The organism is Paenibacillus sp. FSL R10-2736 (genome assembly GCF_038000245.1).
GTDB lineage: Bacteria > Bacillota > Bacilli > Paenibacillales > Paenibacillaceae > Paenibacillus_AQ > Paenibacillus_AQ phytohabitans.
In genome coordinates this window covers 5,388,841-5,406,707 of the sequence record NZ_JBBOBN010000001.1, presented here as the reverse complement: position 1 = coordinate 5,406,707, position 17,867 = coordinate 5,388,841, and the positions used below count along the sequence as shown (strand labels likewise).

Here is a 17,867-nt window from a genome sequence, read left to right as displayed (position 1 = left end):
TCTGCAGTCATTTGAATGCGGCAAGCCGGAGGTCTATAATATACAAGTGCGTCACATTCATATACTCATGGAGGTTTACCCATATGCGTAAGTTTGAGTTCTATAACCCTACCAAGCTGATTTTTGGACAAGGGACATTGCAGGCACTCCGCACCGAAGTGCCGAAATACGGCAAGAATGTACTGCTGATGTACGGCGGCGGCAGCATCAAGCGCAGCGGCCTGTACGACAATGTAATTGCTGAGCTGAATGCCACTGGAGCTGTAGTTACGGAATTGGCCGGAGTGGAGCCTAACCCGCGCCTGTCCACCGTACATAAAGGCGTGGATTTATGCCGCGAGAACGGGATCGAACTGATCCTCGCCGTCGGCGGCGGCAGTGTGCTGGATTGTGCCAAGGCTGTAGCTGTCGGTGCGAAGTACGAAGGGGATATGTGGGACTTCGTGGAGCGCAAAGCGGCGCCTCAGGGAGCTCTTCCGCTGGGAACTGTGCTGACTATGGCGGCTACCGGTTCGGAAATGAACAACGGCTCGGTAATTACGAATGAAGTGACCAAGGAGAAAATGGGCTGGGGCAGCGTGCATGCCTATCCGGCATTCTCGATTCTTGATCCTGAGAACACCTTCTCCCTGCCGCGTGACCAGACGGTCTACGGTATGGTGGACATCATGTCCCATACACTGGAGCATTATTTCCACACAGACGGCAACACGCCGGTACAGGACGGCTTCTGTGAAACCCTGCTTCGTACAGTAATCGAGACTGCACCGAAGCTGATCGAAGATCTGAACAACTATGAACTGCGTGAGACCATCATGTACTGCGGCACCATGGCACTGAACGGGATGGTCAGCATGGGCTTTGCCGGAGACTGGGCTACGCACAATATTGAGCATGCCGTATCCGCCGTTTACGATATTCCGCATGGCGGAGGATTGGCGATTCTGTTCCCGCAATGGATGAGATACAACCTCAGCACGAATCCTGCCCGTTTCCGCCAATTGGCGGTGAACGTATTCGGGATTGATCCGGCTGGCAGAAGCGATGAAGAAGTCGGTCTTGAAGGCATCGAGGCGCTTCGCAGCTTCTGGGATTCCATCGGAGCTCCGAAGACACTTGGTGATTATGACATCGATGACAGCGAAATCGGCAATATGGCGGACAAGGCTGTCCGTTTCGGCCCGTTCGGCAACTTCCGCAAGCTGCAGCGTGAGGATGTTGTAGAGATTTACAAGCTGGCTCTGTAAGTTGCACATTTACAAGCAGTTGACCATGTAAGCTAGCCCTGTAAGGCAGCTGGATAGACATGCCTGCAGTGGTTAACCCTATATGCTGCACCCAAAGATAGCCGTTCCCGTTCGCCGGGAGCGGCTTTTTAACATGGAAATCCCTTAATGTTCTCTCTCCGGAGATACAATAATGAGATTAATACCCAACTTTGTGAAACCAAGGACATGGTTTCTGCGTTTAATCTAGTATGACAGTCCGGAAGTAAAGACGGGAGGAGACCAATATGCAAACGCTGTATTTGGGCTGTTTGGCGCTGGGCATTATTTTTGCCGTAGTCAGTGTACTTGTAGGCGACCTGATCGGAGGCGCTCTGCACGGGGTTTTTGACTTCGTATCCTTTGATTTCGTCAATCCTGCCATCTTGGCAGGCGGAGTAACGGTGTTCGGCGGAGCGGGGGTGCTGCTTAGCCGCTACAGCGGACTGGAAGATGGCGCAATTCTTGCCTTGTCCCTGCTGATTGCGGCTTTTATGGGAGTGGTGCTGCATCTTGTTGTAGTGAAGCCAATGAGGAACAGCGAAATGTCGAACGGATTCTCCATGAACGATCTGCCGGGAAGAATCGGTGAGGTTATGGTTCCGGTTCCTGCATCAGGCTATGGTGAGATTATGGTGAAATTCGGTGCAGGCAACAGTCTGCATACCGCAGCCAGCTTCGAACAGCATCCGCTGCCGGCCGGTATTAAGGTTGTGGTGGTAGAGGTCCGGGAGGGCGTAGCCCTTGTGTCAGAATTCGAAGACAGAAGAGGAGTGGATTCTTAATGTTCGGTATTCCTGATTTTTTGTTTATTCCCGCAGTCGTTGTGGCTGTATTATTTGTACTGGGGATTGCATTCTGGGCCCGTTACAAAACGGTAGGACCTGATGAAGGTATGATCGTCACCGGTTCCTTCCTGGGCAGCAATCATATCTCAGATGACGGCTCCGGCCGCAAAATCAAAATCGTCCGCGGCGGCGGCGCGTTCATCCTGCCGGTCTTCCAGAAGGCCGAGTTCATGTCACTGCTCTCCCACAAGCTAGACGTGACGACCCCTGAGGTCTACACGGAGCAGGGCGTTCCGGTCATTGCCGATGGAGTGGCGATCATCAAGGTGGGCAGCTCGACCGAGGATGTGGCGACGGCAGCCGAGCAGTTCATGGGCAAGCCGATTGAGGCGCTGAAGAGCGAAGCCCAGGAAGTGCTCGAAGGCCATCTGCGGGCGATTCTCGGCTCGATGACCGTTGAAGAGGTCTACCGCAACCGGGACCGTTTCGCCCAGGAGGTTCAAGGCGTTGCGGCTCGTGATTTGAAGAAAATGGGGCTGCAGATCGTCTCGTTTACCATTAAGGATGTGCGTGACAAGCACGGCTATCTGGAAGCGCTGGGTAAACCCCGGATTGCCGCAGTGAAGCGGGATGCAGAGATTGCCGAAGCCGAAGCAGTGCGTGACGCGCGGATTCAGAAGGCCAATGCCGAAGAGCAGGGGCAGAAGGCAGAACTGCTGCGTGATACCAACATCGCCGAAGCCTCGAAGGAGAACCAGCTGAAAGTAGCGGCGTTCAAACGTGATCAGGATACCGCCAAAGCGGAAGCGGACCAGGCGTACCATATTCAGGAGGCGCGGGCCAAGCAGACGGTGGTTGAAGAGCAGATGAAGGTCGAGCTGGTCCGCAAGGAACGCGAAATTGATCTGCAGACCAAGGAAATCCAGGTTCGCGAGAAGCAGTATGATGCGGAAGTGAAGAAGAAAGCGGAAGCGGACCGTTACGCGGTGGAGCAGGCGGCGGAAGCCGACAAGGCCAAGCGGATGCGTGAAGCCGATGCGCTGCAGTACAGTATTGAGACTCAGGCTAAAGCGACCTCCGAGCAGAAACGTCTGGAAGGGCAGGCGGTCGCCGATGCCGAGCTGGCCAAAGGTAAAGCGGAAGCAGAAGTTATCCGTCTGCGCGGTCTGGCCGAAGCGGAAGCCAAAGAGAAGCTGGCGGAAGCCTTCCAGAAGTTCGGCGAAGCGGCGGTACTCGATATTATCGTCAAAATGCTGCCGGAGCTGGCCGGGAAGATTGCCGAGCCGCTGGCTTCCATTGACAAGCTGACGGTTGTGGATACCGGCAACGGGGAAGGCGCGGCCCGGGTAAGCAATTATGTGACCCAGCTGATGGCGACAGCGCCTGAGATGCTGAAAAGCGTGTCTGGCATTGATGTCGAAGCGCTGATCAAAGGGTTGACCAAAACCAAAGGCAAGCCGGAGCTGGCAGCAGCTGCCGAGTATACCGGAGCGCCAGTAACCGCCCTCCCGGGTAAACCGAAACCGGCCGTAATACCACCTGCCGCCCCGGTTGAACAACCAGAGGAATAATAGAGTATCACCGAGGTATGGCCGGCAGGTTTAACCGCCTGTCATACCTTTTTTATAGAATTACGGCAATAGGAAACGGAGGTGCAGGCATGGAGCTCATTTTGGATAATATACGCAAGAGCTTTGACGGTAAGGAAGTGCTGAAGGGAATTGACTTCACCTTCGAGCAAGGCAAGATTTACGGGCTCCTGGGACGCAACGGTGCCGGCAAAACCTCACTGTTCAACTGCCTCAGCGGTGAGATACGCATGGACAGCGGCGGGGCTTTCCTGCGGCGGGAGGAAGTGAGTCTTCCGCTTCGCGAAGAGGAGATCGGCTACGTCTTTTCCCTGCCGATTCTGCCGGATTTCTTAACGGGTTATGAGTTCGTGAAGTTCTACATGGATATCAACAAGGATAAAATTGAACCGGGCAGAAGTATCGAAGAGTATTTTGATATCATCCGTTTTGAGGAGGAGGACCGCCACCGTCTGATCAAAGGCTACTCCCACGGGATGAAGAACAAAATCCAGATGCTCTGCTTCATCATTTCCCGGCCGCCGCTGATTCTGCTGGATGAGCCGCTGACCTCCTTCGATGTAGTGGTGGCGCTGGAGATCAAGAAGCTGCTGCGTGAGATGAAGCAGAAGCATATTATTATTTTCTCCACCCATATTCTGCAGCTGGCTGCCGATCTCTGTGATGAGCTGGTGATTCTGAATAATGGCTCACTCCGTGAGATTCCCGCGGAAACGCTGCACAGTCCGGAATTCGAGGAGCAGATTATCGCGCTGCTGAAGGATGGAGACCATGATTAGCACGCTGAAGGCGATCATGGAGATTCGCGGGATGTCCGGCGCTAACCGGCTGATGTTCTATTTCAGAAAAATCCCCGTAATCGGCAAGCTGTTACCGGCCTCGGCCTATGCCGAGACGTCGCTTAAGCGGACTTTATCGGTAATTGTCTATATCCTCAAAGCCATCTGGGCTTTCTTGTCCAAGTTTGCCTATTTGGGGCTTATGGTCTATTTGCCCGTCAAGCTTGCAGGCAGTGAATTAACCTTAACGCTTTCAGCACAATATCAGCTGTACCTTCAGGTCCTGCTCTGTTTAAGCTTTCTGGTCTCTGCAGTTTCCAGCGCGGTTATTCTGGAGCCCAAACGGGACAAGTATATCTTCGTGAAGCTGATGAGGCTCCCCGCGGAGAGATATATGCGTGTTACGCTGACGCTGCGCGGGATCAGTTTTGCGGTAACCTTTATCCCGGCGATGATGGTCTTCGGGAATCTTCTGGGGGCTCCGCTGTGGCAGGGAGGTGTTCTTGCTCTGCTGCTGACCTTCTGGCGTATTGCCTGCGAGGCCCTGCATTTGTGGATTTTTGATAAATACGGCATTGTCGTAGTCAAAAAAACAAGCTGGGTCTGGACCGCCATTGGTGCTGGTTACCTGCTGGCTTATGTGCCTCTGCTCCCGGGCTTTGCGGTGGTGGACAGTTCCATGTTGTTCAGTCTGCCTCTGGTGCTTGGTGTGACTGTGCTGGGAGCCTTATGTGCGGTCTACATCGCCCGTTATCCGGATTACCGCAATGCAGTGGATGCCGTTACCAAAATTGATGATCCGCTGCTGGATATGGGACGCATGATGAAGGAGGCGCGGGTGAAGGATGTCGCAACCCGGGAGCAGCAGTACACGGCGGAGCAGCTGAACCCCGGACAATTCGCAGGTAAAAGCGGGTATGCTTATCTTAATGCGATTTTTTTCTCGCGCCACCGGCGGTTACTCATTCATCCGGTGCAGCGGCGTCTGGTAATTATTGGCGCACTCTTCGCAGCTGCTTTGCTGACGCTGCTGTTCTCGCAAGCAGCTTTTAACAGAATGGCCCATTATCTGATCAGTGCTTTGCCAACCTTTCTGATCCTTATGAATTATACCTCCATCGGTGAACGTGTCTGCAAGGCTATGTTCTACAACTGTGATCTCAGTCTGCTGCGTTACGGGTTCTACCGTGAACAGTCGGCGATCCTGAGCAACTTCCGGATCCGGCTGCTGCGCATCAGCCTGCTTAATCTGATTCCGGCGGCAGCGATCTGCCTGGGGGTGAATCTGCTGATCCTGCTGTCGGGTGAGAGCTGGGGCGCGGCGGATGCGGTTATCTTTTGCGTGACGATTGTGGCACTGTCCCTGTTCTTCTCGGTGCATCATCTGTTCATGTATTACATCTTCCAGCCGTACAGTACCGAGCTGAATGTGAAGAATCCGTTCTTTACGATTGTGAACAGTATCGTGCTGGCCGCCGGTTTTATAGCCATACAGTTCAAGAGCGAGCCCGGGATTTTTGCTTTTATCGTAGTACTCTCTGCTGTTGTCTATATGCTGGCGGCCCTGATATTGGTCTACAAATTCTCAGGCCGGACGTTTCGGGTGAAATGAGCCTCCCGGCTCTTTGCCGCACACTTCTAATTTGAGATTCTTGATGTTATGATAGTAGCTCAAGGTTAATTTTCACATGCTGATACGTGTATCGTGCTGCCTTAATAGATCGGGTATTCAGAATTAAAAGAGGTGTCGCAAGTGAGCAGCAGCATAACAGTGGCCAAGGTACTGAATAACAACGTTATCATTGCCGAGCATCCCCAGTATGCCGAGGTAGTGGTCATTGGCAAGGGTATCGGCTTCAACCGTAAGACACGGGACCGGATCAACCTCTCTTCTGTGGAAAAAATGTTCATCCTGCGGAGCCAGGAGGAGCAGGAGCAGTATAAGCAGCTTGTGCCCCAGGTGGACGAGAAGCTGATTGAGGTGGTCCAGGAGATCGTCCTGCATATTATGCAGAGCAGCCGGCAGGCACTTAACGAGCATATCCATATCGCGCTCACTGACCATATTTCCTTTGCCATCCGCAGGAGTGAACAGCATATAGCCATACATAATCCTTTTCTGTACGAGACCCGGGAGATCTATCCGGAGGAATACAGGCTGGCCGAATATGCAGTGGACCGGATTAACGAAGCCATGAAGGTTTCACTGCCGCCGGATGAGATCGGATTTGTGGCGCTTCACATTGTCAGTGCACTCAGCAACCGGCATATCTCGGAGGTTAAGCAGCATTCGCAGCTGATCGGGGACATGGTGGGACTGGTGGAGGATAACCTCGAATACCGCATTCCGCGTGACTCCCTGGACTATTCACGTCTGGTGACTCATTTGCGTTTTGTGCTGGAGAGGCTGCGCCGGGGGGAGACTGTACGTGAGACTTCCTCCCTTGACGGGCTGATGAAACGTGAATATCCCGAGATGTATATGCTTGCCTGGAAGCTGACCAAGGTTATCGAACAGCGCGTGCATATCCCGGTATATCCTGCCGAGGTGAGTTATCTGACGATTCATCTGCAGCGTCTTGCCCAGAAGAAGGAAGATGAATCCGGTATGGAACAGCAGGACAGCATTTAGCCTGTTAATTAATGCTTGCAACTTCAAATTATCAGTGCTACAATGATCCCTGTTATTAACAAAACAGAATACAAACGTGTAACTGATACGATCAGGCATGAGTGATTTACAGTATTATGGTTGTCTTGCCCCAACTCGGGGTACTCTAACGTTAGCGTTAGACGACAATCTGTGTGCTGTATTGCTCATGCCTTTTTTGGCTTCTGTTTTGAATGAAATTTAGGATTAGGAAGTGACCTCAATGTTCAAAAAGTTATTCGGCGTTTTGCAGAGAGTTGGTAAAGCGCTTATGCTGCCCGTTGCCATTCTGCCTGCAGCAGGGCTGCTGCTCGGGATCGGGAACATGCTCGTTAATCCGGATTTCCTGCAGTATGTGCCGGCACTGGAAAATCATGTAGTTCAAGCTATTGCTACCGTATTGATGAACTCGGGGCAAATTGTATTTGATAATCTCTCCTTGCTGTTCGCAGTCGGCGTAGCCATCGGGCTGGCCGGAGGTGAAGGTGTAGCGGGTCTGGCAGCTATCATCGGATTCCTGGTTATGAACGTAACCATGGGTACGGTTGTTGGCGTCAACGCCTACGTCCTGACCTGGAAAGATTTCGCCTACTCCAGCGTGCTGGGGATTCCTACGTTGCAGACAGGGGTGTTCGGTGGTATCCTGGTGGGGATATTGGCCGCATCCATGTACAAAAGGTTCTTCCGTATAGAGCTGCCGTCTTATCTCGGCTTCTTCGCGGGTAAACGTTTCGTACCGATCATGACTGCGGTAACTTCCCTGATTCTCGGTCTTGCGCTCACATTGGTATGGCCGCCGATCCAACACGGCCTGAACTATGTATCGCAGAGTATGATTAACACCAACCTGACGCTGTCGGCCTTTATCTTCGGGGTCATCGAGCGTTCCCTGATTCCTTTCGGCCTGCACCATATCTTCTATTCGCCGTTCTGGTATGAATTCGGAAGTTATGTGGACAAGGCAGGAGATCTGGTCCGCGGTGACCAGCGGATCTTCATGCAGCAGCTTCGTGACGGTGTGGATTTCACAGCCGGTACATTTACCACTGGTAAATATCCGTTCATGATGTTCGGACTTCCGGCAGCCGCCCTTGCGATCTATCATGAGTCCAAACCTGAGAACAGACGGGTTGTCGGAAGCTTGATGATTTCCGCAGCGCTGACTTCGTTCCTGACAGGTATTACCGAGCCGCTGGAATTCTCATTCCTGTTCGTGGCTCCGCTGCTGTTCGCTGTACATGCGGTATTTGCAGGTCTTTCCTTCATGACCATGCACATCCTTAATGTCAAAATCGGTATGACCTTCTCCGGCGGTTTCATCGACTATGTGCTGTTCGGCGTCATTCCGAACCGTACAGCCTGGTGGCTGGTTATTCCGGTAGGTCTGGTGCTCGCGGTGATTTACTACTTCGGATTCCGCTTCGTGATCCGCAAGTTCAACCTCAAGACTCCGGGCCGCGAAGATGCATCTGACGACGAGGAAGAAATAAGCACAGAGAGTGTATCGAAGTCGGGCGACGATCTGCCGCGCAACATTCTGTCCGCTCTGGGCGGCAAAGAGAATATTACGCATCTGGATGCCTGCATCACCCGTCTTCGTGTTGAAGTCAAGGATAAAGCGGGCGTTGATAAGAACCGGCTGAAGAAGCTGGGTGCTTCTGGAGTTCTGGAAGTGGGTAACAACGTACAGGCGATCTTCGGAACCCGTTCGGACACCATCAAATCGCAGATTCAGGATGTCATGAACGGAAGAACACCGGCTGCTGCTCCTGTAGCGCCGAAGCCGGAGCTTGAGCAACAGGCCGGCGAGCAGGGTGAGGCTATTATCGCTGAGGATATCGTATCCCCTGTAAACGGCGAGCTGATGGATATTACACTTGTTCCTGATGCGGTCTTCTCGCAAAAAATGACCGGTGACGGCTTCGCCTTCCTGTCCGATGACGGCAAGATTGCCTCGCCGGTATACGGCAAGGTGTTCAATGTCTTCCCGAGCAAGCATGCAATCGGCATTATGTCCGACGGCGGCAAGGAAGTGCTCGTGCATATCGGTGTCAATACCGTTAAGCTTAAGGGCCAGGGCTTCACGGTTCTTGTAGAAGAAGGCGATCTGGTAGCTGCCGGACAGCCGATTATGGAAGTGGATCTGGAGTATGTGAAGGCCAATGCACCTTCCGTCATTTCTCCGGTCATCTTCTCCAACCTGCCTGAAGGCTCTTCTGTCACCCTGAAGAAACCGGGCAAAGTATCCATCGGTGATAAGGATATCATCACCATTCAGTAAAATGTGCAAAGGCGAAGCGCTTCCATTATAATTAAAGGGAGCGCGGCCTTCACCATAAGCAACTATCCTAATTAATAGAAAGCGAGTTGGATATTATTATGCAAACAACTTTCAGAATCATTGACGAAGATGGAATTCACGCACGCCCGGCAACAGCGCTGGTAAATACAGCTACAAAATTCAAAGGCACTGAGGCTTTTGCGGAAGCCAAAGGCAAAAAAGTAACCCTTAAATCCATCTTGGGCGTTCTGTCCCTGGGCCTTGAAGCAGGAGATACCCTGACCCTTATTACTGAAGGCAGTGAAGAAGCTGAAGCCCTCAGCGCACTGCAGGAGATCATGGTTAAAGAAGGGCTGGGAGAAGTTCATGAGTAAAATTTCAGGAATCGCGGCTTCCGCAGGTATTGCAGTAGCCCGTGCCTTTATCCTGGAACATCCGGACTATACCATTACCAAAACAGCGGTCACTGATGTGGAAGCTGAGCTTGCGAAGCTGACTGACGCCTTGGACAAATCCAGAGGCGAACTGCAGAGCATCAAAGAGCGGACACTGGCAGAGCTCGGCGAGAAAAAAGCAGAGATCTTCGAATCCCATCTGCTGATTCTTGATGATCCCGAGCTGATCACGCCTGTAATGGATAAAATCCGCGAGGAATCGGTTAATGCGGACTATGCCTTGAATGAAGTAGCTAATCAATTCGTGGAAATGTTCCAGAACATGAAGAGCGCGTACCTGCAGGAGCGTGCAGCCGATATGCGTGACGTAACCAAACGCGTACTGAACCATCTGCTTGGCATTCACTATGTGAGCCCGGCTGAAATCAGTGAAGAGGTTATCGTTATTGCACTCGATCTGACGCCTTCGGATACAGCACAGCTTAACCGTAATTTCGTAAAGGGCTTCACGACCAATATCGGCGGACGTACTTCCCACTCCGCAATTATGGCCCGTTCCCTGGAAATTCCGGCTGTTGTAGGAACTAAGAACGTATTGTCTCTCGTCAAAGCCGGCGATCTGATTATTGTCGACGGTCTGAACGGGGACGTGCTAATCAACCCTACGGAAGCGGAAGTCGCTGAATATACCGCCAAGCAGGAAGCTTACAATCTGCAGATTGCCGAGTGGAAAAAGCTCCGCGACGAACCAACCGTGTCGGCTGACGGCAAGCATGTAGAGCTGGCTGCCAATATCGGTACACCGAATGATGTAACGGGTGTAATCGAGAACGGCGGCGAAGGCGTAGGCTTGTACCGTACAGAGTTCCTGTACATGGGCCGCGACAAGCTGCCTTCCGAAGAGATTCAATACAATGCCTACCGCAGCGTGCTTGAGAACATGCAAGGCAAGCCGGTAGTTGTGCGCACGCTGGATATCGGCGGCGACAAGGAGCTGCCTTATCTGGATCTGCCGAAGGAAATGAATCCGTTCCTCGGCTTCCGTGCTATCCGTCTGTGTCTGGACCGTCAGGATATCTTCCGCACCCAGCTGCGTGCCCTGCTCAGAGCCAGTGCCCACGGCGACCTGCGGATTATGTTCCCGATGATCGCGACTCTTGGCGAATTCCGTGCAGCCCGTGATCTGCTGCTGGAAGAGAAGGCCAAGCTGCGTGAAGAAGGCAAGGAAGTATCCGATAACATCCAGCTGGGCATCATGGTTGAGATTCCTTCGACAGCTGTACTGGCTGACCAGTTCGCCAAAGAAGTGGATTTCTTCAGTATTGGTACCAATGACCTTATTCAATATACAATGGCTGCGGACCGTATGAATGAACGGGTATCCTACCTGTATCAGCCATACAACCCGGCAATTCTCCGTCTGGTCAAAATCGTCATTGATGCAGCACACGCCGAAGGCAAATGGACCGGCATGTGCGGTGAAATGGCCGGCGACGCTACAGCGATTCCGCTGCTGCTCGGCCTTGGCCTGGATGAATTCAGTATGAGTGCAACCTCAATTTTGCCGGCCCGCAGCCAGATTGCCAAGCTGTCTGCTGCAGACATGAAGGAAATGGCTGCCCAGGCGCTGCAGCTCGGCACTGCCGAGGAAGTAGCAGCACTTGTGCAAAGCCGTGTGAATTAATTCGTTTTTGGTTTTCTGTTTGAGGCAATTCCACTTTTCCAACTACTTTAGCCGGTCTCCGTTACAGGAGGCCGGTTTTTTTTGAATTGTGAGCATGCATCCACTTCAGCAAGAACGGAACCGCCCTTTCCGGCAGCATTATATATAATGAGTCCATTACTTCCGAAGGGTGGAACCATTTTTGCAGAAATTTAATGCCTCGCAGCTGTACATGTTCATGGTTTTTATGATGTCATTAGCGGGCAGCACCATATTTACAACCTACAGCATTTATTATGTTATTGAGCTAGGGTTAAATCCGTTTCAGCTGGTGCTGGTTGGAACGGTTCTGGAGATAACAGTGTTAGTGTTCGAAGGCATTACAGGTGTTGTAGCAGATACATACAGCCGTAAGCTGTCGGTTATTATCGGAATGTTCGTGCTGGGAAGTGCTTTTGTACTGGAAGGATGTATTGTCTGGATGATGCATCCGGCCTCCATGCTGCCTGCATTTGCCTGGCTGCTTATGTCCCAGATGCTGTATGGCATCGGCTGGACGTTTGTCAGCGGGGCGGACACGGCCTGGATTGTAGACGAGCTGGATGAGGAGCAGACGGGGGCAATTTTTATGCGTTCCAAAGTATTTGCGCTAAGTGCATCTCTGCTGGGCATTGCTGTCAGTGTAGGATTATCACTGCTTGCGCCCAATATGCCGTTTCTGGCAGGGGGGGCTGTCTATTTCATACTTGGGCTGGTATTGATCCGTTATATGAAGGAAACGGGCTTTATCCGGCGTGAGCGGGAGCCGCACACCTCACCAATCCGTGAACTGGGCAAGACCTGGGTAAGCGGCGTATCCGTACTCAGACATCACCCGCTGCTTCTGCTGCTGACCGTTGTAACATTATTTAACGGGGCTGCGTCTGAAGGATATGACCGTCTGTGGCAAATCCACCTCATCGATGAAATCGGCTTCCCGGATGCCCCCGTGTCAATGGCGGTATGGTTCGGCCTGATCAGTGCAGCGGCTACAATGTTGGGGATGCTGGCCGTGCGTTTTGCCGGGAAAAGAATGGACCTGCTCCTGGAACGAAAGGTCTCTGCCGCATTGTTCATACTTACCTGTATCCGCATGGGCTGCATCCTGCTGCTTGCGCTTGCGCCGAATTTCACGGCCGCAATCTTTGCGGTGCTTCTCCTGGGGGTGGCCGGCTCCGTGAGCGATCCTATCTACACTACCTGGCTGAACTCGAAGCTTCCAAGCCGGAACCGGGCCACAGTCCTGTCGATGATTAGCCAATCGGATGCACTCGGCCAGTCCGCAGGCGGTCCGGTTGTTGGTTATATAGGCAGCCGTTTCTCGATCAGGGCCTCCATTCTGGCTGCCGGCTTCCTGCTGCTTCCAATTCTGGCGCTGTTCGGAAAGGTCATGCGTAAGCGCTAAAGGAAGCAAAACAACATTTAACAGTTGTTATTTGGCTGCAGGACAAGTATACTTCCGGGTAGATTCGCAGCTGTCACCCCATGAGCTTAAATACCCGGGACTTCATGCCGATATAGGATATAGCAAGCAGATGCAATTCTACCCCGTAACCCAAACCTGTGAACATAATGTTACATATTATAAGATGAACCGTGAGTAAGAATTCTCAGCAATACCCGCTTGCAGAGCTGTGCAAGTATTAGATTGGTGATATGTGGAAATAGCTTGGTTGTAATAGAGTGATCAGTTTTCGGCCGGATGGCAGAGAGCATTAGGATGGTGAATATGAATGAGCAGCAATTATATAAATGCAGAATCAGTAATGGAGACCTATGAAGGCAAAGACCTTGGCTTAACGTATTCTGCGGAGTACAGTATGTTTAAAGTCTGGGCGCCGACCGCGTTTGCAGTATCGCTGGTGCTGTATGCTACCGGCGGGAATGGCATATCAGCCGGTCATACCGGAGATTACAAGGACAGCGGCCGGATTATCAATATGCAGCGCTCAGACGGCGGAATCTGGGAAGTCAGGGTTTCCGGTGATCTTAAGGGCAGGTATTATATGTACCGGGCTGTATTTGCGGACGGAAGCATCAACGAAGCTGCAGACCCTTATGCAACGGCTGTATCGGCTAATGGTGTGCGGACGGCGGTCATCGATTTGCAGGATACGAATCCGGCTGGCTGGGATCAGGACACTTCTCCTGCTCTGCCGCATCCGGCTGATGCTGTAATCTATGAGCTGCATGTACGTGATTTCTCGGCTCATGAGAGCTCGGGTCTTACCCATAAGGGGAAATTCAAGGCGTTCACTGAGATGGGACTGAGGGATGCTGCGGGTCATGCACTGGGCATAGACCATCTGGCTGAGCTGGGGATTACGCATGTGCATCTGCTGCCGGTATTCGACTTCCAGACGGTGGATGAGCTGAAGGCTCCCGGTGAAGCACCGCGGTCTCCGCTATTCACAGACTACAATTGGGGCTATGACCCCCAGCACTATAATGTGCCTGAAGGCTCATACAGCACAGACCCAGCCAATCCGCCTACCCGTATCCGTGAGTTCAAGGAGATGGTGCAGGCCCTGCACAGCCGTGGTATCTCTGTCATTATGGATGTGGTCTACAACCATACGTATTCTATAGAAAAAGGACCCTTCCAGCCGCTTGTGCCGGATTATTACTACCGCCATGACTATAGCGGCCGGCTCTCCAACGGCTCGGGTGTCGGCAATGAGCTGGCTACCGAGCAGCCGATGGTCCGCAAATATATTAAAGACTCCTTGTCCTACTGGGCATCAGAGTATCATATCGACGGTTTCCGCTTCGATCTGATGGGATTGATGGACAGTGTGACCATGCGTGAGATCACGGAAGAGCTGCGGCTGGAGATTAATCCGAATCTGCTGCTCTACGGTGAGCCCTGGACAGGCGGAGACTCTCCGCTTGCCACCAAGACTCTGAAGGGTGTGCAGCGCGGCAAAGGTTATGCCGTCTTCAATGATAACTTCCGCTCTGCTATCAAGGGAGACAGTGACGGCTGGGGCAAGGGCTTCGCTACCGGAGAATACGGTAAAGAAGGTGCGGTTGCTTCCGGGATCAAGGGGGCCATACATGAGTTCACCGATTCGCCTGTAGAGACAGTGAACTATGTAACAGCACATGATAATCTCAATCTGTGGGACAAAATTCTGGCTACCCAGGGATTACGCCAGGAAGCGCGTTTATTGGAGCTTGAGAATGGCAGGCTGCGGAGCGGCGGGGATCTGGAAACCGCTGTGGAGCAGGCTGACCCGTATTTCGCGATTGATACTCTTGATGTGCTGGAGAATGAGACTGTACGGCGTTCTCTGCTGGCTAACGGAATCATTCTGACCTCGCAGGGAATACCATTCCTGCACGCCGGTGATGAGCTTCTGCGCAGCAAATACGGGGACCATAACAGCTACCGCAGTCCTGACTGCATCAATGCCATCCGCTGGGAGAACAAGAAGAAGTTCATTCCCGTCTTTCAATATTACAAAGGTCTGATTGAGCTGCGGCGGGGACATCCGGCTTTCCGTCTGCATGGACGTCAGGAGATAGAGCGCAGCCTTGAGTTCCTGCGCTGTGACAGCGGAGTCATTGCCTATGTGCTGAAGAATCATGCCGGCGGCGATGGTTGGAATAATATTGTCGTGATTTACAATGCAAATATGGGACCGGTAACCCAGTGTCTGCCTGAATCCTCCGGCTGCTGGAATATCGTTGTCGATCATACCCATGCAGGAGCGGAGGCCTTCCGGCAGACGGAGAACGGCAGTATTGAAGTGGCCGGGCTGTCTATGATGGTGCTCTACGATAAATACGGCGAGCCTGAACCGAGATCCAAGGTAGTCGAAGTTCATTATGAACGGCCGGACGGCGATTACCGGGGCTGGAATCTCTGGGTATGGGGTACAGGCATTCAGGATGGACAACGGGACTTCCAGCACATGGAGGACGGTCACGCAGTAGCGCGGATCGAGGTGCTGCCAGGCACAGCGTCTATCGGGTACATCCTCCGGCTGAATGATTGGGAGGAGAAGGACGGTACCGGAGACCGCTTCATCGACTGCTCCGGAAGCGAGGATCCGGTTAAGGTAAGGGTCAGTGACCGCCGGCACGAGCATGAGGAAGATACAGAAGGACCACTTCAACGGAGTAGTTAAGCAATAAACCAAGAGCTGTCCTGCATATCTCCCCTTAGTGGGACGCAGGACAGTTTTTTATATTCCGGCTCGTGAAGAGACGGTATAAAATGGATATACATGGAATTATATAGACGGAAGAGCTCTGGTTTTCTTTTAATGATTGATTTTACTATTGGAACTTCAATGTGATATTATTGTATTAGATTCGAAAAAAGTAAAATATTGGATGTGTTTTTCGCATCTGGATTTGCCGAATATAAAAAAGGTGTACAAGCATTCTTGTAGCAAGAGAACTTTTTATTCAAACAAAAAATCATAATAAGTAACAGGGAGGAAAAATGAAAAGAAATAAGCTATCCAAAGTTTTTACTATTGCCGCATTATCATTAGTTGTTGGTGGTTCTAGTGCTTTTGCAGCTGTTACTACTGATGGAAAGTGGGCAAGTCGCTATAATACTTTAACTGTTTCTTTAAGCTCAGCTAATACTACTGCTTGGACTTCAGGCGCTGCCAAATGGTATAACAATACTAATTTTAAGCTTTCATCAACTTTGGGTTCTGTTTCTAACTATTTTGCTACAGATACTTATGTTGAAAATGCCCAATGGGACGGAGTTACGTATTCGACCATTCTAGATCCAAGCGGCACTATCATAAATTCAGAATCTTATTTGAACACTTGGGCATTTACACAACGTGTTTATTCTGCGGCACAGAAGGCGGCTGTCGCTGCCCATGAAATAGGTCATTCTTTTGGTTTGAATGAAGCTTCAAATGTAGAAAGTTCATCTATTATGTGGCCATATTCATTTAACAGCTCAGGCCAATTTGTAAAGGTTTTAAATCCATCTTCTACTGACATTAGTGTTGTTAATAGTCTTTACCCAGCTTTAGCCCTGAAAAGTAAAACTGCGGAACCTAATTCAGTAATTTCTTCAGGCGAAAAAACAGTACATTTGCATCCTAACTGGGCGGTTTACTATAAGGATGACAACGAGTTGGCTGATGCTGCAGATCTAGTGATCCAAGGGATCGTTAAGGAGGATTTGGGAAGTAACATTGACAATAAGGGAGCATACTATTCTTATTACACAGATGTTAGCTTGGAAGTCATCAAGGTAATCAAGGGTGATCCAGCAGAGAATCAAAAAGTCATTAGAGTATCCCAAATGGGAGGTTCTGACGGAAGTGTTAATGTCGTTTCTGAAGGTTCTACCAAGTTATTAAAGGATCAAGAGGTGACATTATTCTTAAAAAAACTTAATGATGAACGTTACATCCCTATAAATGAAGATGAGAGTATATTCGTTAATGCAGGAGGAGAGTTTCTTAATACTGCTAATGGTGGTTCCTTGAATATACAATAACCGTATCTACAATCGTAACTATAAAAAGCCCGCATTTGTGGATGATCCAATTTGGTCATACCAGTGCGGGCTTTTTGTAGTTTGTAGATTATCCTTAACTGCTATTCTTATTCAATATATGAATTTCTTTTGAACATTTTTCGTTCTTTCATTATTTTGGTCAAGCGAATACAACGCAGTACTATTTCGGCTGGCGGGTGTATTCTTCATCCTGGTGCAGGCGTTGCACAGCCGCGGCATCTCGGTCATTATGGATGTGGTCTACAATCTATCCGGGAACGTAAGCCGGAGCACGAAGGTGAGGCGGCTGATCCGCTGCAGCGAACCAGTTAGATAGAATAAGAGCTGATCTGTTCCGTCCCCCGGGGGGACGGGCAGATCAGCTCTTTTCATTAGGGAAGTCTGTCAAATTTATTTTCTTGGGCATCGATTAAGGCGAGCTTGTAATTGATCTTTTCCAGCATTTTTATCATCCGTGTTAATTGTTCCTCCACTTTGCTCTTTTGGGTGAACAGCATCGTTTTTCTTAGGTGCAGTGTACGATCTCCGCGCTTGTACAGCTCAACGTATTGTTTTATTTCTGACAGCGGCAGCCCTGTCGAACGAAGAGCCTGAACCGTCTCAACGCACTCGATGTAGTGATCGTTGAATTGGCGGACCCCGTTTGTATCCCGGTCAACAGCCGGCAATACGCCTTCCTTCTCATAATAACGCAATGTATATGCAGTAATGCCCGTTTTCTCAACGATATCCCTAATCGTATAAGCCATAAGATGTTTCACCGCCTATTGAATGTTAGAGTGACTCTAGTATATTCTACAATCCGGACTTGCCTCCAGTCCATATTATCCCTATATAAAAGGCTTGAATTGATAGATTTGACTTAGAGCCGCTTCAATCCGCTAAGCTGAGAGAGCAGCAACAAACTAAAGAGGA

The 17,867-nt window shown here is 50.9% G+C and carries 13 protein-coding genes; 12 read left to right on the top strand and 1 reads right to left on the bottom strand.

Going from position 1 to position 17,867, the window contains the following annotated elements; translation table 11 throughout:
* The first annotated feature begins 83 nt into the window (after positions 1-83).
* From NSQ73_RS23155 to NSQ73_RS23100, 12 genes are all read left to right on the top strand, one after another.
* The gene (locus NSQ73_RS23155; RefSeq protein WP_340988338.1) at positions 84-1,247 is read left to right on the top strand and encodes an iron-containing alcohol dehydrogenase; all 1,164 of its coding nucleotides are present in this window, start codon (positions 84-86) and stop codon (positions 1,245-1,247) included.
* A 266-nt stretch (positions 1,248-1,513) separates the two neighbouring features.
* Positions 1,514-2,050 (top strand): hypothetical protein, encoded by a 537-nt coding sequence (locus tag NSQ73_RS23150; RefSeq protein WP_042135018.1) that lies wholly within the window; start codon positions 1,514-1,516, stop codon positions 2,048-2,050.
* Positions 2,050-3,624 (top strand): flotillin family protein, encoded by a 1,575-nt coding sequence (locus tag NSQ73_RS23145; protein ID WP_340988337.1) that lies wholly within the window; start codon positions 2,050-2,052, stop codon positions 3,622-3,624. The genes NSQ73_RS23150 and NSQ73_RS23145 overlap by 1 nt, the downstream gene beginning before the upstream one ends.
* An 89-nt stretch (positions 3,625-3,713) precedes the next feature.
* Positions 3,714-4,421 carry an ABC transporter ATP-binding protein gene (locus tag NSQ73_RS23140; RefSeq protein ID WP_039309335.1) on the top strand — a complete coding sequence of 236 codons (708 nt, stop codon included), beginning with the start codon at positions 3,714-3,716 and terminating at the stop codon, positions 4,419-4,421.
* On the top strand, positions 4,414-6,033 hold the full coding sequence (locus NSQ73_RS23135) for a hypothetical protein (RefSeq protein WP_340988336.1): 1,620 nt from the start codon (positions 4,414-4,416) through the stop codon (positions 6,031-6,033). The genes NSQ73_RS23140 and NSQ73_RS23135 overlap by 8 nt, the downstream gene beginning before the upstream one ends.
* Positions 6,034-6,174: 141 nt before the next feature.
* The gene (gene glcT, locus NSQ73_RS23130; protein WP_076242614.1) at positions 6,175-7,053 is read left to right on the top strand and encodes a glucose PTS transporter transcription antiterminator GlcT; all 879 of its coding nucleotides are present in this window, start codon (positions 6,175-6,177) and stop codon (positions 7,051-7,053) included.
* 241 nt (positions 7,054-7,294) lie between these two features.
* Entirely contained in the window at positions 7,295-9,352 is a 2,058-nt protein-coding gene (ptsG, locus tag NSQ73_RS23125; RefSeq protein WP_340988335.1) for a glucose-specific PTS transporter subunit IIBC, read from the top strand.
* Between the two features lie 98 nt (positions 9,353-9,450).
* Positions 9,451-9,726: an HPr family phosphocarrier protein gene (locus NSQ73_RS23120; protein WP_039309348.1), complete on the top strand. Its 276-nt coding sequence runs from the start codon at positions 9,451-9,453 to the stop codon at positions 9,724-9,726.
* Positions 9,719-11,431 carry a phosphoenolpyruvate--protein phosphotransferase gene (ptsP, locus tag NSQ73_RS23115; protein WP_340988334.1) on the top strand — a complete coding sequence of 571 codons (1,713 nt, stop codon included), beginning with the start codon at positions 9,719-9,721 and terminating at the stop codon, positions 11,429-11,431. Before NSQ73_RS23120 ends, ptsP begins: the two co-directional genes overlap by 8 nt.
* Before the next feature lie 181 nt (positions 11,432-11,612).
* On the top strand, positions 11,613-12,854 hold the full coding sequence (locus NSQ73_RS23110; protein WP_340988333.1) for an MFS transporter: 1,242 nt from the start codon (positions 11,613-11,615) through the stop codon (positions 12,852-12,854).
* A gap of 328 nt (positions 12,855-13,182) precedes the next feature.
* A complete protein-coding gene (gene pulA, locus NSQ73_RS23105; RefSeq protein WP_340988332.1) occupies positions 13,183-15,582 on the top strand; it encodes a type I pullulanase in 2,400 nt (799 codons plus the stop codon).
* 320 nt (positions 15,583-15,902) lie between these two features.
* The gene (locus NSQ73_RS23100) at positions 15,903-16,931 is read left to right on the top strand and encodes a matrixin family metalloprotease (protein ID WP_340988331.1); all 1,029 of its coding nucleotides are present in this window, start codon (positions 15,903-15,905) and stop codon (positions 16,929-16,931) included.
* A gap of 392 nt (positions 16,932-17,323) precedes the next feature.
* On the opposite strand, the gene NSQ73_RS23095 is transcribed toward NSQ73_RS23100, so the two are convergent.
* The gene (locus tag NSQ73_RS23095; RefSeq protein ID WP_039310237.1) at positions 17,324-17,701 is read right to left on the bottom strand and encodes a MerR family transcriptional regulator; all 378 of its coding nucleotides are present in this window, start codon (positions 17,699-17,701) and stop codon (positions 17,324-17,326) included.
* Positions 17,702-17,867 lie beyond the last annotated feature (166 nt).

Coding starts and splice junctions, on each gene's coding strand:
- pulA (WP_340988332.1), top strand. CDS start 13,183: ATGAGCAGCAATTATATAAATGCAGAATCAGTAATGGAGACCTATGAA.
- NSQ73_RS23140 (WP_039309335.1), top strand. CDS start 3,714: ATGGAGCTCATTTTGGATAATATACGCAAGAGCTTTGACGGTAAGGAA.
- NSQ73_RS23120 (WP_039309348.1), top strand. CDS start 9,451: ATGCAAACAACTTTCAGAATCATTGACGAAGATGGAATTCACGCACGC.
- NSQ73_RS23150 (WP_042135018.1), top strand. CDS start 1,514: ATGCAAACGCTGTATTTGGGCTGTTTGGCGCTGGGCATTATTTTTGCC.
- NSQ73_RS23155 (WP_340988338.1), top strand. CDS start 84: ATGCGTAAGTTTGAGTTCTATAACCCTACCAAGCTGATTTTTGGACAA.
- NSQ73_RS23145 (WP_340988337.1), top strand. CDS start 2,050: ATGTTCGGTATTCCTGATTTTTTGTTTATTCCCGCAGTCGTTGTGGCT.
- ptsG (WP_340988335.1), top strand. CDS start 7,295: ATGTTCAAAAAGTTATTCGGCGTTTTGCAGAGAGTTGGTAAAGCGCTT.
- NSQ73_RS23095 (WP_039310237.1), bottom strand. CDS start 17,701: ATGGCTTATACGATTAGGGATATCGTTGAGAAAACGGGCATTACTGCA.
- NSQ73_RS23100 (WP_340988331.1), top strand. CDS start 15,903: ATGAAAAGAAATAAGCTATCCAAAGTTTTTACTATTGCCGCATTATCA.
- ptsP (WP_340988334.1), top strand. CDS start 9,719: ATGAGTAAAATTTCAGGAATCGCGGCTTCCGCAGGTATTGCAGTAGCC.
- NSQ73_RS23135 (WP_340988336.1), top strand. CDS start 4,414: ATGATTAGCACGCTGAAGGCGATCATGGAGATTCGCGGGATGTCCGGC.